This window comes from Serratia sp. H1w (genome assembly GCF_000633355.1).
Classification (GTDB): domain Bacteria; phylum Pseudomonadota; class Gammaproteobacteria; order Enterobacterales; family Enterobacteriaceae; genus Chania.
In genome coordinates this window covers 105473-119236 of sequence record NZ_AYMQ01000065.1, presented here as the reverse complement: position 1 = coordinate 119236, position 13764 = coordinate 105473, and the positions used below count along the sequence as shown (strand labels likewise).

The 13764-nt window shown below is 56.1% G+C and carries 12 protein-coding genes; 8 read left to right on the top strand and 4 right to left on the bottom strand.

The window, feature by feature from the left end:
* Positions 1-87 precede the first annotated feature (87 nt).
* Both U869_RS0116710 and metB read right to left on the bottom strand, forming a co-directional pair.
* On the bottom strand, positions 88-2523 hold the full coding sequence (locus tag U869_RS0116710; protein WP_025121388.1) for a bifunctional aspartate kinase/homoserine dehydrogenase II: 2436 nt from the start codon (positions 2521-2523) through the stop codon (positions 88-90).
* A gap of 3 nt (positions 2524-2526) precedes the next feature.
* Positions 2527-3687 carry a cystathionine gamma-synthase gene (gene metB / locus U869_RS0116705; protein ID WP_025121387.1) on the bottom strand — a complete coding sequence of 387 codons (1161 nt, stop codon included), beginning with the start codon at positions 3685-3687 and terminating at the stop codon, positions 2527-2529.
* Positions 3688-4003: 316 nt separating this feature from the next.
* Between metB and metJ the strand changes: the two genes are divergently transcribed.
* Positions 4004-4321, top strand: coding sequence for a met regulon transcriptional regulator MetJ (gene metJ / locus U869_RS0116700; RefSeq protein WP_006317756.1), 318 nt, complete (start codon positions 4004-4006; stop codon positions 4319-4321).
* Between the two features lie 73 nt (positions 4322-4394).
* Here metJ and rpmE read toward each other — a convergent pair whose 3' ends face one another.
* Entirely contained in the window at positions 4395-4610 is a 216-nt protein-coding gene (gene rpmE / locus U869_RS0116695; protein WP_024482871.1) for a 50S ribosomal protein L31, read from the bottom strand.
* A 199-nt stretch (positions 4611-4809) separates the two neighbouring features.
* On the opposite strand from rpmE, the gene priA reads away from it, so the two are divergent.
* From priA to rraA, 7 genes are all read left to right on the top strand, one after another.
* Positions 4810-7005, top strand: a complete 2196-nt coding sequence (gene priA, locus U869_RS0116690; RefSeq protein WP_025121386.1) for a primosomal protein N' — start codon at positions 4810-4812, stop codon at positions 7003-7005.
* A gap of 277 nt (positions 7006-7282) precedes the next feature.
* Positions 7283-8311 carry a DNA-binding transcriptional regulator CytR gene (gene cytR / locus U869_RS0116685; RefSeq protein WP_024482873.1) on the top strand — a complete coding sequence of 343 codons (1029 nt, stop codon included), beginning with the start codon at positions 7283-7285 and terminating at the stop codon, positions 8309-8311.
* A 200-nt stretch (positions 8312-8511) separates the two neighbouring features.
* Positions 8512-9474, top strand: a complete 963-nt coding sequence (ftsN, locus tag U869_RS0116680; RefSeq protein WP_025121385.1) for a cell division protein FtsN — start codon at positions 8512-8514, stop codon at positions 9472-9474.
* Positions 9475-9576: 102 nt separating this feature from the next.
* Positions 9577-10107 (top strand): ATP-dependent protease subunit HslV, encoded by a 531-nt coding sequence (hslV, locus tag U869_RS0116675; protein WP_025121384.1) that lies wholly within the window; start codon positions 9577-9579, stop codon positions 10105-10107.
* A gap of 12 nt (positions 10108-10119) precedes the next feature.
* Positions 10120-11454, top strand: coding sequence for an HslU--HslV peptidase ATPase subunit (hslU, locus tag U869_RS0116670; protein WP_025121383.1), 1335 nt, complete (start codon positions 10120-10122; stop codon positions 11452-11454).
* A 97-nt stretch (positions 11455-11551) separates the two neighbouring features.
* Positions 11552-12469, top strand: coding sequence for a 1,4-dihydroxy-2-naphthoate polyprenyltransferase (locus U869_RS0116665; protein ID WP_025121382.1), 918 nt, complete (start codon positions 11552-11554; stop codon positions 12467-12469).
* A 104-nt stretch (positions 12470-12573) separates the two neighbouring features.
* Positions 12574-13059 (top strand): ribonuclease E activity regulator RraA, encoded by a 486-nt coding sequence (rraA, locus tag U869_RS0116660; RefSeq protein ID WP_025121381.1) that lies wholly within the window; start codon positions 12574-12576, stop codon positions 13057-13059.
* 53 nt (positions 13060-13112) lie between these two features.
* On the opposite strand, the gene zapB is transcribed toward rraA, so the two are convergent.
* A complete protein-coding gene (gene zapB / locus U869_RS0116655; protein ID WP_025121380.1) occupies positions 13113-13352 on the bottom strand; it encodes a septal ring assembly protein ZapB in 240 nt (79 codons plus the stop codon).
* Between the last annotated feature and the right edge of the window lie 412 nt (positions 13353-13764).

The following is a 13764-nucleotide window of genomic DNA, read 5'->3' as shown; positions in this document are numbered from 1 at the left end:
ATTAATCCTCACGCAGGATGAGAGAATTTCATGTTCATGGATTGAGCGGGGGCAGCGCAGCGCCACCCCCGTGGCTAAAGCGAAGATTTAAAGCAGTTGTGCCAAGCGGTTAAGGTCAGACTGGATGGCACCCGCAGTGACGTCGCGCCCGGCTCCTGGCCCACGGATCACCAGCGGGTTGTCACGATACCAGCGGCTTTCAATGGCAAACACGTTGTCACAAGGCAGCAACGACGCCAGCGGATGTTCTGGCCGCACGGCCTCTACGCCAACACGCGCTTTGCCATTGGCGTCAAAACGCGCCACGTGGCGCAGCACCAGGCCCATTTCGCTGGCCGCTTCGTAACGCTGCAGCATTTGCTGATTTAGCGCATCACCATTCTCGAAGAACTGATCGATAGAGCCCTGTTCCGCGCCCGCAGGCACCAGCGATTCGACACGTACCTGGTTAGGCTCAATGTCATAACCCGCCTCACGCGCCAGGATCACCAGCTTACGCATCACGTCTTGCCCGGACAGGTCAACACGCGGATCCGGTTCTGTCAGCCCCTGTTGCCAGGCCTGATCCACCAGCTCGGTGAACGGCACCGTGCCGTCAAACTGCAGGAACAACCAGGACAACGTGCCAGAGAAGATACCGCTGATCGCCAGGATGCTGTCCCCGCTGTCACGCAGATCGCGCACGGTATGGTTCACCGGTAACCCGGCCCCCACGGTGGCGTTATACAGCCAGTGGCGGCCTGTTTTGGCAAACGCATCGCGGATCTGGCGGTAATTGGCACTGGACGAAGCCCCCGCCAGCTTATTGGCGCTGATCACATGGAAGCCATAGCTGGCAAAGTCCAGATACTGCTCCGCCAAATCTTCACTGGCAGTGACGTCGAGCACCACCAGATCGTCGAACGGGTGCGCCCGCATCCACAGGAACAACGATTCTTCATCCAGCTCCTGCGCTTCATCTTCAAAGAACGCCAACACACGGCTGGCATCCAGCCCGTCGTAATTGAGCAGGCTGCGGCGACTGTCCACCACTCCGGCCAGGCTAAACTCAAAGCCACTGCGCGCAGAGATATTTTTCTGTTCACGAGCAAACAGCTCCAGCCAACGTGAACCAATGTTGCCTTTGCCAAACAGCACCAGGCCAATCCGCTTTTCTGCGCGGAACAGCGTTTGGTGCAAGCCCTGGATCAACAGGCCGGTTGGCCCCTGACGCAGCACGGCAACCAGGCTGATACCATCCTCGGCCTGCCAGATAAACTCGACCGGCTGATCCTGCAACTGCTGATAGAAACGATGGCTGTGTAGCGGGTTCTTGCACACGCCAGCCCCCACCAACGCGACCAGCGCCAATCCTTCACGCAATTGCAGCTCACCAGGCAGGCTGGCCTCCTGCAAAATGCGTAGTACGCTACCCACCACTTCCGAGGTGTAGCACAGTTGGATCAGATTACGGTCAGGATGAATACCTACGGCTAACGGTTTGATCTGAGAGCGTTTGAGCACCAGATCCAATTCTTTCTGCGCCAGCTTGAAGTCATGCTGCGGCGCCACGCTGAGTTCGATCAGGCAGACATCATCGTGGCTGGTAACAATCTTGGCACCGGTACCGGAAGCCAGCACGCGCTCAATGCGGGTAGACCCCTGCTCCGGCTGGTAGCTGCAACGCAGTTGCAGATCGATATCGCTGCCAGATACTGGCTGCAAAGTACGGGTATGCAGTACCGGGGCTGCCAAACGAGCCAGTTCGCTGGCTTCGTCCAGGCGTAGCAGCGGCAGCAGGCAGGCATCTTTCACTTTACGTGGGTCGGCACTGTAAACCCCGGCTACGTCGCTCCAGATGGTCACCCGTTCCACACCGGCCAACGCGCCAACCTGCGTGGCAGAATAGTCACTGCCATTGCGCCCCAACAGCACGGTTTCACCGCTGTCGTTACGCGAAATAAAGCCGGTCACTACCAGGCGTTTACCCGGATGCTGAGCCAGCAGTTGCTGTAATAACGGATAGGAACGGCCTTCATCCACCTGCGGCTGAGCCGCACGTTCAGCACGCAAGAAATCTCGCGCATCCAGCCATGCTGCCTGCATATCCTGCTTGTTCAGCACCGCAGCCATCAGGCGGGCTGACCAGATCTCACCGTGCCCGACCACTTCGGCATACACCGCATCATCAACCTTGCCATCCAGCAGGATCGCCAGACGTTCAAGATCGTGGATAAATTCGGCAATCAGCGGTTCCGCCGTTTCAGCAGGCAACAACCCGCCGATCAGTTCACTGTGGTAACGGCGCAGCGTTTGCTGCACCTGATGCGCGGAAAGGCGATCGCTCTGGCTGAGCTTCAGCCAGCTAATCAGTTGGTTGGTGGTGCTACCCGCCGCCGACACCACCATCATGTCACCCGGCTGGCTGTAGTCGGCCATGATCCCGGCCACCCGCAGATAACACTTCACATCTGCCAGGCTGCTGCCGCCAAATTTGTGCAGTTGACGCCCGCTCACCAGCCCTGCTACCGCAATTGCATTCATGACTTACCTCGTAGCCGCCGCCTGGAAGGCTTGTTCCAGATCGGCAATCAAATCTTCGCTGTCTTCAATCCCCACGGAAACACGCAGCAGGCTTTCGGAAATGCCCGCTGCGGCACGCGCTTCTGGCGCCATACCGGCGTGAGTCATGGTTGCCGCATGTGAGATCAGGCTTTCTACACCGCCCAGGGATTCCGCCAGCGTAAACAGCTCCAGAGCCGAAAGGAAACGGCGCAGTAACGCTTCATCCCCGTCCAGTTCAAAGCTGAGCATGGCACCGAACCCGCGTTGCTGACGGCACGCAATCTCATGGCCAGGGTTTTCTGGCAAGGAAGGATGATACAGCTTTTTGACCAAGGGTTGCTGCTGTAAATAGCCGACAATCGCCTCGGCATTATGTTGTGCAGCCTTGATACGCGGCGACAGGGTACGCATCCCTCGCAATAACATATAGCTATCGAATGCCGCACCGGTGACGCCAATATTGTTGGCCCACCAGGCCAGTTCGACCGCCAAATCTTTATCTTTGGCGATCACCGCGCCCGCAACCACGTCGGAGTGGCCGTTGAGGTATTTGGTACAAGAGTGCACCACCAGATCGGCACCCAGTTCGATCGGCTGTTGCAGTGCCGGGCTGAGGAAGGTGTTGTCCACCACTGTCAGCGCACCCACTTCGTGAGCCGCTTTACAGATGGCCGCAATATCCACCACGCGTAATAGCGGGTTACTTGGAGTTTCGATCAGCACCAACTTAGGCTGTTGTGCCAATGCCTCACGCAGGGCGGTTTCATTCCCTTGATCGACAAACAGCACCCGATACGCACCACGTTTGCTCAGGCTATCGAACAGGCGGTAGCTGCCACCGTAGCAGTCATGAGGGGCTACCAGCAGATCGCCCGGCTTGAGAAATACCGTGGTCACCAGATGGATCGCCGACATCCCGCTCCCGGTCATCACCGCACCCGCACCGCCTTCCAGTTCCGCCAACGCACGCTGCACGACATCACGCGTCGGGTTACCACGGCGGGAGTAATCATGAGCTCGCGGCTGATTGAAATCGGTAAAGTTATAGGTGCTGGAAAGGTGGATCGGCGGGACGACACAGCCGTACTGTTCGTCATCATTCAGACCGCTACGTACGGCAATGGTGGCTGGTTTACGCGTCATAGGGTGGCTCGGCTCTCGGAAGTGGGGGAATGAGGCCTAAAGATTAACCGCAGCGGATATAGACGTCAATACATCTGGACATCTAAACTTCTTTGCGTATAGATTGAGCAAAGGGACAATACCCGCTAAAATTATGGCAGTTTGTTATCTTGATGCGATGTTAGCCCCAAATGCATAGGCTTAGCCTATTAAATGGCCAGATTCAGTGACCCTTATCGCGTAAAGTAGACATTTATTTAGTGAGCATAGGGAAGATCGGGCATAATCGGCCGGTTTTTAGAATTTTGTATTTTTTCAGATAATTTTAAGGTGTCCCATGGCTGAGTGGAACGGCGAGTATGTCAGCCCTTACGCTGAACACGGTAAAAAGAGCGAGCAAGTCAAAAAAATCACGGTATCCATTCCGCTGAAGGTGCTGAAAATCCTGACGGATGAGCGCACTCGTCGCCAGGTGAACAACCTGCGCCACGCCACCAACAGCGAACTGCTGTGTGAAGCATTCCTGCACGCCTTTACCGGCCAGCCGCTGCCGAACGATGAAGACCTGCGCAAAGAACGCAGCGACGAAATCCCGGAAGCCGCGAAAGTACTGATGAGGGAATTGGGTGTCGACCCCGATACCTGGGAATATTGATCCTGCCTGCACCCGAAGGCAGAAACGAAAAAAGGCGCCCAAAGGCGCCTTTTTCATCTGACGAAAAGAAAACTTATTTCTTAACGCCTGGTACGCTGAAACGCTTGTTGAAGCGGTCAACGCGACCACCGGTAGCAACATCACGCTGCTTGCCAGTGTAGAACGGGTGACATTCGCCACACACGTCCAGGTTCAGATCGTGACCCACGGTAGAGCGGATTTTGATCACGTTACCGCAAGAGCAGTTTGCAGTAACTTCGTCGTATTTAGGGTGAATACCTTTTTTCATGGGAAAACCTCAGTTAAGGCCGTGTCGCTATCCAGCCCTGTTCCGCCAGACACCACACGTGGTTGATAATAGGTTTTGATATGGAATTATACCAAAGGCGGCAAATTATACAGAATAAAATGTAGCACGCAATCGGATCCGTACATTTGCCAGCCTACCGTGTAAACTAGCCAACACTTTTTGCCACCTGGACAGCCACATGCCCGTTGTACACGTTGCTCTACCGGTTCCCCTTGCCCGCACCTTCGATTATTTGCTGCCCACAGGTCTGCAGCCGGTCATCGGCGCGCGCGTCAGCGTGCCTTGGGGAAAGCAACGGGCGATAGGTATCATCACCGGCAGCAGCGAGAGCAGTGAACTGCCGCTGGAAAAGCTCAAGCCCATCGACAGCCTGCTGGATAACGACTCGTTATTCACCCCCAGCCTGTGGCGCATCCTGCAGTGGGCCAGCGAATACTACCATTACCCGATCGGTGAAGTGTTGTTCCACGCCTTACCTATTCTGCTACGTCAGGGTAAACCCGCAGAAGCCGCTCCTCTATGGCAATGGTTCGCTACCGAACAAGGGCGCGCGACCCCACCGGAAAGCCTCAAGCGGGCGCCAAAGCAGCAACAGGCGCTGGCAGCACTGCTGCAACGTCCAGTGTATCGCCATCAGGTCAGCGAATTGGAGCTGACGGAAAGCGCGCTACAGGCGCTGCGTGCCAAAGGATTGATCGACCTGCGTTCACAAGCCGTGGCAACCCAGGATTGGCGACCGGGCTTTGCCGTACTCGGTGAACGGCTGCGGCTCAATACCGAGCAGGCCACCGCCGTCGGCGCTATTCGCAGTGAAGACGACCAGTTTGCCGCCTGGCTGCTGGCCGGGGTCACCGGCTCCGGCAAAACCGAAGTTTATCTCAGCGTACTGGAAAATATCCTGGCGAAGGGCAAACAGGCGCTGGTGCTGGTACCGGAAATCGGCTTGACCCCTCAGACCATTGCTCGCTTTCGCGAACGCTTCAACGCGCCAGTGGAGGTTCTGCACTCCGGCCTGAACGACAGCGAGCGGCTGGCCGTTTGGCTGCGTGCACGCAGCGGTGAAGCCGCCATTGTGATCGGCACCCGCTCGGCGTTGTTCACCCCCTTCTCGCGCCTTGGGGTGATCATCATCGATGAAGAACACGACAGCTCCTACAAACAGCAGGAAGGCTGGCGCTATCACGCTCGCGATTTGGCCGTGTTCCGCGCTCACGCCGAAAACATCCCGCTGGTGATGGGCTCGGCGACACCGGCGCTGGAAACGCTGCACAACGTGCAATTAGGCAAATACCGTCAGCTCAAGCTGACCCAGCGGGCGGGTAACGCCAAACCGGCCAACCAGCACCTGATCGATTTGAAAGGCCTGCCGCTGAAGGTTGGGCTTTCTCAGCCCCTGCTGAAAAGCATGCAGCACCATCTGAAGAACGGCAACCAGGTGATCCTGTTCCTGAACCGCCGTGGCTATGCCCCCGCCCTGCTGTGCCATGAGTGTGGCTGGATCGCCGAATGCCAGCGCTGTGACCATTACTATACGTTCCATCAGCATCAACGCCAGCTACGCTGCCACCACTGCGATAGCCAGCGCCCAGTGCCTCACCAGTGTCCACAATGCGGGACGACCAACCTGGTGTCCGTCGGCGTTGGCACCGAACAGTTGGAAAACGAATTGGCTCCTCTGTTCCCGGAAACCGCCATTACCCGTATCGATCGCGACACCACCAGCCGCAAAGGGTCACTGGAACAGCATCTGGCCGATATTCACCGTGGCGGCCCAAGGATCCTGATCGGCACGCAAATGCTCGCCAAAGGCCACCACTTCCCGGACGTTACCCTGGTAGCGTTGCTTGACGTGGATGGCGCACTCTTCTCCGCCGATTTCCGTTCTGCCGAGCGTTTCGCCCAGCTCTATACCCAGGTTTCAGGCCGTGCCGGGCGGGCGGGCAAGCAGGGCGAGGTGCTGCTGCAGACCCATCACCCGGAGCACCCGTTACTGCAAATTCTGCTGCAACAGGGCTACGACGCCTTTGCCAAGCAAACCCTGGCCGAGCGTAACAGCGTATTCCTGCCGCCATACACCAGCCACATCATCGTGCGTTCGGAGGATCACGACAATCAGCAGGCACCGCTGTTCTTACAGCAATTGCGCAATCTGTTGGAAGCCAGCCCGCTGAAAGATGATTCACTGTGGGTGATGGGCCCGGTACCTGCCCTGCAACCCAAACGCGGGGGACGTTTCCGCTGGCAACTGCTGTTGCAGCATCCGTCCAGAAAACTGTTGCAGCACCTGATAAAAAGCACGTTGCCGTTGATTGGCACTCTGCCACAGGCCCGCAAAGTGAAATGGACGCTAGACGTTGATCCCATTGATAGTTGAGTAAGAAAAATCTTAATCAGCCTGACAAAAGCAAACGTTTACACCACAATTTGCGAGCGAACGCGAAAAAACCTTCCTGCGTCACACTTTTCATGCAAATTAGGTAACAAAAGCGGCGCGTAATCTGTTTAGAATGTCGGTGACGGCATTTTTTCAGCCAGGCAATGGAATGCTTGCACGTGGATGACACTAAAAATAACACCTCCACCGCATGCCAGAATTTGTGAGCAAACTGAAGTAACCGCGTTAGCCGGGTGCTGACGCAAGGAGAAAGGCGTTGGAACACAAGCAAGAATTACCCATGGCGACCATGAAAGACGTTGCCGAAATGGCCGGCGTTTCCACGGCAACCGTGTCGCGTGCGCTGATGAATCCGGAAAAAGTGTCAACGCCAACGCGCCAGAAAGTGGAACAGGCCGTGCTGGCCGTGGGTTACTCCCCTCATGCCCTGACACGCAATATCAAACGCAATGAATCCCGCACCATCCTGGTGATCGTCCCGGACATCTGCGATCCGTTTTTTGCCGACGTGATCCAGGGGATCGAGCAAACGGCCGCGCAGCAGGGCTATCTGGTGCTGATCGGTGACTGCGCGCAGCAGAACCAGCAGGAACGCACCTTCGTTAATCTGATCATCACCAAACAAATTGATGGCATGTTGCTGCTCGGCTCCAACCTGCCTTTCGACGCCAGCAAGGAAGAACAACGCAACCTGCCGCCGATGGTGATGGCCAACGAATTTGCACCAGAGCTGGAACTGCCTACGGTGCATATCGACAACCTGACCGCCGCGTTTGAAGCCGTGCACTATCTACACCAGCTTGGTCATAAACAGATCGCCTGTATCGCCGGGCCAGAACAGATGCCGCTGAGCCATTATCGGCTACAAGGCTACATTCAGGCGCTACGCCGTAATGGCATTACCGTCGAAAGCAGCTATATTACCCGGGGTGATTTCACCTACGAGGCCGGTGCACAGGCATTAGCTTCACTGATGGCGCTGCCGAAACCGCCAACGGCGGTCTTTTGCCACAGCGACGTCATGGCGATCGGCGTACTGTCCCAGGCGAAAAAGCTGGGCTTGCGGGTACCGCAGGATCTGTCGATTGTCGGCTTTGACGATATCAAGCTGGCGCAATATTGCGATCCACCGCTGACCACCGTGGCACAGCCGCGTTTCCAGATTGGGCAGCAGGCAATGTTGCTGCTGTTGGAACAGTTGCATGGGCAAACCGTGAACAGCGGTTCCCGGCTATTGGACAGTGAATTGATCATCAGAGGCAGCACCGCGGCCCCTAAACGCTAGTCAAATATTTTTGGGTTAAGTAACATGGCTGACCCAGCGCCTGCCAAACCGGCGTAATGATTATTGTTGTGGTCATTTTGCCAGAACAGTTCCCCGGAGACTGCCTACAGGGCATTGCCCCGGGTGGCAAGCTGACGCAAAATGGCCGATAAAATACCTAGAGGATAGGTTTAACCTCATCACGACACAGCGGAATTATAGTGGCACAGAGAGACTATGTAGGCCGCGGGCGCTCAGGAGCAGCGCGGCGCAAGACCCCCAGCCGTAAAAAACGCAGTTCTCCAAAGGTATCCAAAACCGTGGTGGCGCTTGCCGTCGCCATTCTGGTTGTCTTTATCGGCGGTCTTTATTTCATTACCCACAACAAGCCGGAAGAAACGCCGATTTTGCCTACGCATGGCACACGCCCAGGCAATGGCCTGCCGCCGAAGCCGGAAGAGCGCTGGCGTTACATCAAAGAGCTGGAAAACCGCCAGATTGGCGTCAAAGCGCCAACCGAGCCAACGGCCGGGGGAGAGGTCAATTCCAAAACTCAGCTGACCGACGAACAGCGCCAATTGCTGGAACAGATGCAGGCCGACATGCAGCAGCGCCCTACGCAGCTGTCTGAAGTGCCTTACAACGATCCTTCACAGCTACGAAACACTGGGCGTCAGCAGGCGGTACAACCGCCGGTACAGCAGCAGATAGCGCCACCGGTGCAACAGCAACAGCAGGTTACCCAGCCACGCAACCCGTTCAACAACGGTGCCACGCCGGTGCAACAGCAACACCAGCAGCAACCGGTACAACAGCCGAAGCCGCAGGTTCAGCAACCCAAACCGCAGGCCGTAACGCCACCGGTGCAGACCCGTCAGCCGGAAGCGGCAGCGAAGCCTGAAGTGAAACAAGAAGTAAAAACCGAAGCGGCCAAGCCGGAAACCAAACCGGAATCCAAGCAGAAATGGATGGTGCAATGTGGGTCGTTCCGCGCCGCCGATCAGGCCGAGTCGGTACGGGCCCAGCTGGCGTTTGAAGGGGTTGAAAGCCGTGTCACCGCTGGCGGTGGCTGGAATCGCGTGATGCTCGGCCCATACAGCAGCCGCGCCGCCGCAGACAAAACCTTGGCGCGCCTGAAGGGCATTGGCATGTCAAGTTGCATTCCCCTGTCCGTTGGGGGTTGAAAAGCGTCAATCTCCCCCCATCTATACTCTCAATATGCCTCGTAGTCTCTGCAACCGCAGAGGCTGCGGGGACTTCTTTCCGTCTGCAACGAGGGTCTGCTCGTGACAACAATTGTAAGCGTACGCCGCAACGGCCAGGTAGTGATCGGTGGCGATGGCCAGGCCACACTGGGCAACACGGTAATGAAGGGCAACGTCAAAAAAGTCCGTCGCCTGTATAACGACAAAGTCATTGCCGGTTTCGCCGGGGGTACCGCTGACGCTTTCACCCTGTTCGAACTGTTCGAGCGCAAGCTGGAGATGCACCAGGGTCATCTGGTGAAAGCGGCCGTTGAGTTGGCGAAAGACTGGCGTACCGACCGTATGCTGCGCAAGCTGGAAGCCCTGCTGGCGGTAGCCGATGAGAATGCCTCGCTGATCATCACCGGTAACGGTGACGTGGTTCAGCCAGAAAATGATTTGATTGCGATCGGCTCCGGTGGCCCTTATGCCCAGTCTGCCGCCCGCGCGCTGTTGGAAAATACCGAACTGAGCGCCCGCGAAATCGTGGAGAGATCCCTGACCATCGCCGGTGACATCTGTATTTACACCAACCATTTCCACACCATTGAAGAATTGCCTTCCAAAGCGTAAGGATCGAATACCATGTCTGAAATGACCCCGCGCGAGATCGTCAGCGAACTGGACAGCTACATCATTGGCCAAAACAAAGCCAAACGTGCTGTCGCCATTGCCCTGCGCAACCGCTGGCGCCGGATGCAGCTCAACGAGATGCTGCGTCACGAAGTCACCCCAAAAAATATTCTGATGATTGGCCCGACCGGCGTCGGTAAAACCGAGATCGCCCGTCGTCTGGCAAAACTGGCCAACGCGCCGTTCATCAAGGTTGAAGCCACCAAGTTCACCGAAGTGGGCTATGTGGGTAAGGAAGTGGACTCTATCATCCGCGATCTGACCGATGCCGCCGTGAAAATGGTGCGCCTGCAGTCGATCGAGAAAAACCGCACCCGTGCGGAAGAGATGGCGGAAGAACGCATTCTCGACGTGCTGATCCCACCGGCCAAAAATAATTGGGGTCAGGCGGAAGAGCAACAAGAACCTTCTGCCGCCCGCCAAGCATTCCGCAAGAAGCTGCGTGAAGGCCAGTTGGACGAAAAAGAAATCGAAATCGATCTGGCTGCGGCACCGATGGGCGTGGAAATCATGGCTCCTCCGGGCATGGAAGAGATGACCAACCAGCTGCAATCCATGTTCCAGAACCTCGGTGGCCAGAAACAGAAGCCACGCAAGGTGAAGATCAAAGAAGCCTTCAAACTGCTGATCGAAGAAGAAGCCGCCAAGCTGGTGAATCCTGAAGAGCTGAAAGAGCAGGCGGTGGAAGCGGTTGAGCAGCACGGCATCGTGTTTATCGATGAGATCGACAAAATCTGTAAGCGCAGCGGCCAGAGCTCCGGCCCAGACGTCTCCCGCGAAGGCGTCCAACGCGACCTGCTGCCGCTGGTGGAAGGTTGTACGGTATCGACCAAGCACGGCATGGTGAAGACCGATCACATTCTGTTTATCGCCTCTGGCGCGTTCCAGACAGCCAGCCCTTCAGACCTGATCCCAGAGTTGCAGGGCCGTCTGCCGATCCGCGTTGAGCTACAGGCGCTGACCACGGAAGATTTTGAACGCATCCTGACCGAGCCAAGCGCATCGCTGACCGAGCAGTACAAAGCGTTGATGGCCACCGAAGGCGTCACCATCGATTTCACCGCTGACGGTATCCGCCGCATCGCCGAAGCCGCCTGGCAGGTTAACGAAAGCACCGAAAACATCGGCGCGCGTCGTCTGCACACCGTGCTGGAGCGTCTGATGGAAGATATTTCGTACGATGCGAGTGAAATTGGCGGCCAATCCATTACAATTGACGCCGAATATGTGCGCAATCACCTGGATGAACTGGTAGCGGATGAAGATCTGAGTCGTTTTATCCTATAATCGCTCTATCACTGTCCTGTCAGTTATATTTGTGGGAGGCATTGCCTCCCATTTTTATTGCTAACGGATACCGCCTTTTGACTTGCTGAAGCGAAAAATGAGCTTATCAACCCCCACCACCCCGGCCAGAGCCTGGCTGGAAAGTTTACGACCACGTACCCTGCCATTGGCCTTTGCCTCCATCGTTGTCGGTTCCGCGATCGCCGCCTGGCAGGGCAGCCTGAAGCCCGGCGTCGCATTGTTGGCTCTGCTGACTGCGGGTCTGTTGCAGATCCTCTCCAACCTGGCCAATGATTACGGCGATGCGATCAAAGGCAGCGATAAAGAAGACCGTATCGGTCCGTTGCGTGGCATGCAAAAAGGCATGATCACCCAAAGCCAGATGAAACGGGCCTTGATACTGACGGTGGTGCTGATCGCCATTTCCGGCTGCTGGCTGATCGCCGTCGCCTGTGAAAAACCCAGCGATGTGGTGGGCTTCCTGGTATTGGGTGGGTTAGCGATCGTCGCGGCCATTACCTACACCGTGGGCACCAAACCTTACGGCTATCTGGGGCTGGGCGATATTTCGGTGTTGGTGTTTTTCGGCTGGCTCAGCGTGGCGGGCACTTACTATCTACAGACTCACTCCTTCGACAGCGTGGTGATGCTGCCAGCAACGGCCTGTGGCCTGCTCGCGGCGGCGGTGTTGAACATCAATAATCTGCGCGATATCGAAAGCGACCGTGAAAACGGCAAAAATACCCTGGCCGTGCGCCTTGGCCCACAGAATGCGCGCTATTACCACGCGGGGCTGTTGATCGCCGCCGTGCTGTGCTTTGCCCTGTTTACCCTGCTTAACCTGCATAGCCTGTGGGGCTGGCTGTTTGTGCTGGCCATCCCGTTGTTAGTTCGCCACGGCATGCGTGTGTTACGCGACCCTACGGCCGTCGGTATGCGCCCGATGCTGGAACATATGGTGAAGGCTGCCTTACTCGCCAACGTATTGTTTGCCGTCGGCGTCGTGCTCAGCTAAGTGCGGCTCAGGTGCCAGAACACATCCTGGCACTGATGATTTTGCCAACAGGGCGAATAAAGGGATATACTGATTATTCCAGCGGCAAACAGACGTAAAATCCTATGAAATACGATACTTCCGAACTTTGCGATATCTATCAGGAAGAGGTCAACGTAGTTGAGCCTCTGTTCTCCAACTTTGGCGGGCGTACTTCATTTGGCGGGCAGATCACTACGGTGAAATGCTTCGAGGATAACGGCCTGCTGTTTGAACTGCTCGAAGAAAACGGCCTTGGCCGCGTATTGGTGATCGATGGCGGCGGCTCGGTACGCCGTGCCCTGATCAACGCGGAACTGGCCCGTCTGGCGACCCAGAACGAATGGGAAGGCATCGTGGTTTACGGTGCGGTGCGTCAGGTAGACGATCTGGAAGAGTTGGACATCGGCATTCAGGCGATGGCGGCCATCCCGGTCGGAGCCACCAGCGAAGCGATCGGCGAAAGTGATATTCGCGTTAATTTCGGTGGTGTGACGTTCTTCTCTGGCGATCATCTGTATGCCGACAACACCGGCATCATCCTTTCTGAAGATCCGCTCGATATCGAGTAACTGCAGAAATGACAAAGGGCGCCTGAGGCGCCCTTTTCGATAGTGCTTATGGATCAGACTTCTTCCATTTTACCCAGCAATGCGCGCAGGCGATCTTGCCACACGTGCTGCTCTTCTTTCAGCTGCTGGTTTTCGCGAACCAGTGATTCGTGGTTACCCGCAGCGCTCTGAACTTCCTGAGACAGGGAATTATTCTTCTCTTTCAGCTCTTCAATTTCCATCTGCAACAGCGTGATGGTATCGATCGCCTGCTGAACTTTTGCTTCCAGTTTTTCAAATACTTCAAATGTCATTCTTCAGTCCCCTCATGATAGCAAGGCGTACATCCATAAGTAGCGCCGCAACCTCGGCTGCAGCTACTGCGAATATGCTCGCACAACCAACAGGCCCAGCGCCTGTCTCGATAAAACCTTTCCCGCATTAAAAACGATTGTAAGTAGCCAGCCCCCCAGTGTCTAGCAACATACCGACCCAACGCGCACTCTGTTGCAATTTTCCTACTGTGGCTATCGGTCAAAACCGAAAGTCATCGCTGCCCAGCGCTAGGGTTGTTAAAAGATAGAGACAAAATAACTGGTCAGATCACCTTTTTATGGCGCAGAAAGAACACCGAACAACGCGAATTCGCTCAATTTTATGACGAAGCACACACATTTTGATTTCGCTATTTCTCGTTTATGCTCGTTAACGATAAATTTACATCAC

Excerpts from the sequence above, each read along its gene's own strand:
- U869_RS0116710 (WP_025121388.1), bottom strand. The coding sequence starts at position 2,523 with ATGAATGCAATTGCGGTAGCAGGGCTGGTGAGCGGGCGTCAACTGCAC.
- metB (WP_025121387.1), bottom strand. The coding sequence starts at position 3,687 with ATGACGCGTAAACCAGCCACCATTGCCGTACGTAGCGGTCTGAATGAT.
- metJ (WP_006317756.1), top strand. The coding sequence starts at position 4,004 with ATGGCTGAGTGGAACGGCGAGTATGTCAGCCCTTACGCTGAACACGGT.
- rpmE (WP_024482871.1), bottom strand. The coding sequence starts at position 4,610 with ATGAAAAAAGGTATTCACCCTAAATACGACGAAGTTACTGCAAACTGC.
- priA (WP_025121386.1), top strand. The coding sequence starts at position 4,810 with ATGCCCGTTGTACACGTTGCTCTACCGGTTCCCCTTGCCCGCACCTTC.
- hslU (WP_025121383.1), top strand. The coding sequence starts at position 10,120 with ATGTCTGAAATGACCCCGCGCGAGATCGTCAGCGAACTGGACAGCTAC.
- U869_RS0116665 (WP_025121382.1), top strand. The coding sequence starts at position 11,552 with ATGAGCTTATCAACCCCCACCACCCCGGCCAGAGCCTGGCTGGAAAGT.
- rraA (WP_025121381.1), top strand. The coding sequence starts at position 12,574 with ATGAAATACGATACTTCCGAACTTTGCGATATCTATCAGGAAGAGGTC.
- zapB (WP_025121380.1), bottom strand. The coding sequence starts at position 13,352 with ATGACATTTGAAGTATTTGAAAAACTGGAAGCAAAAGTTCAGCAGGCG.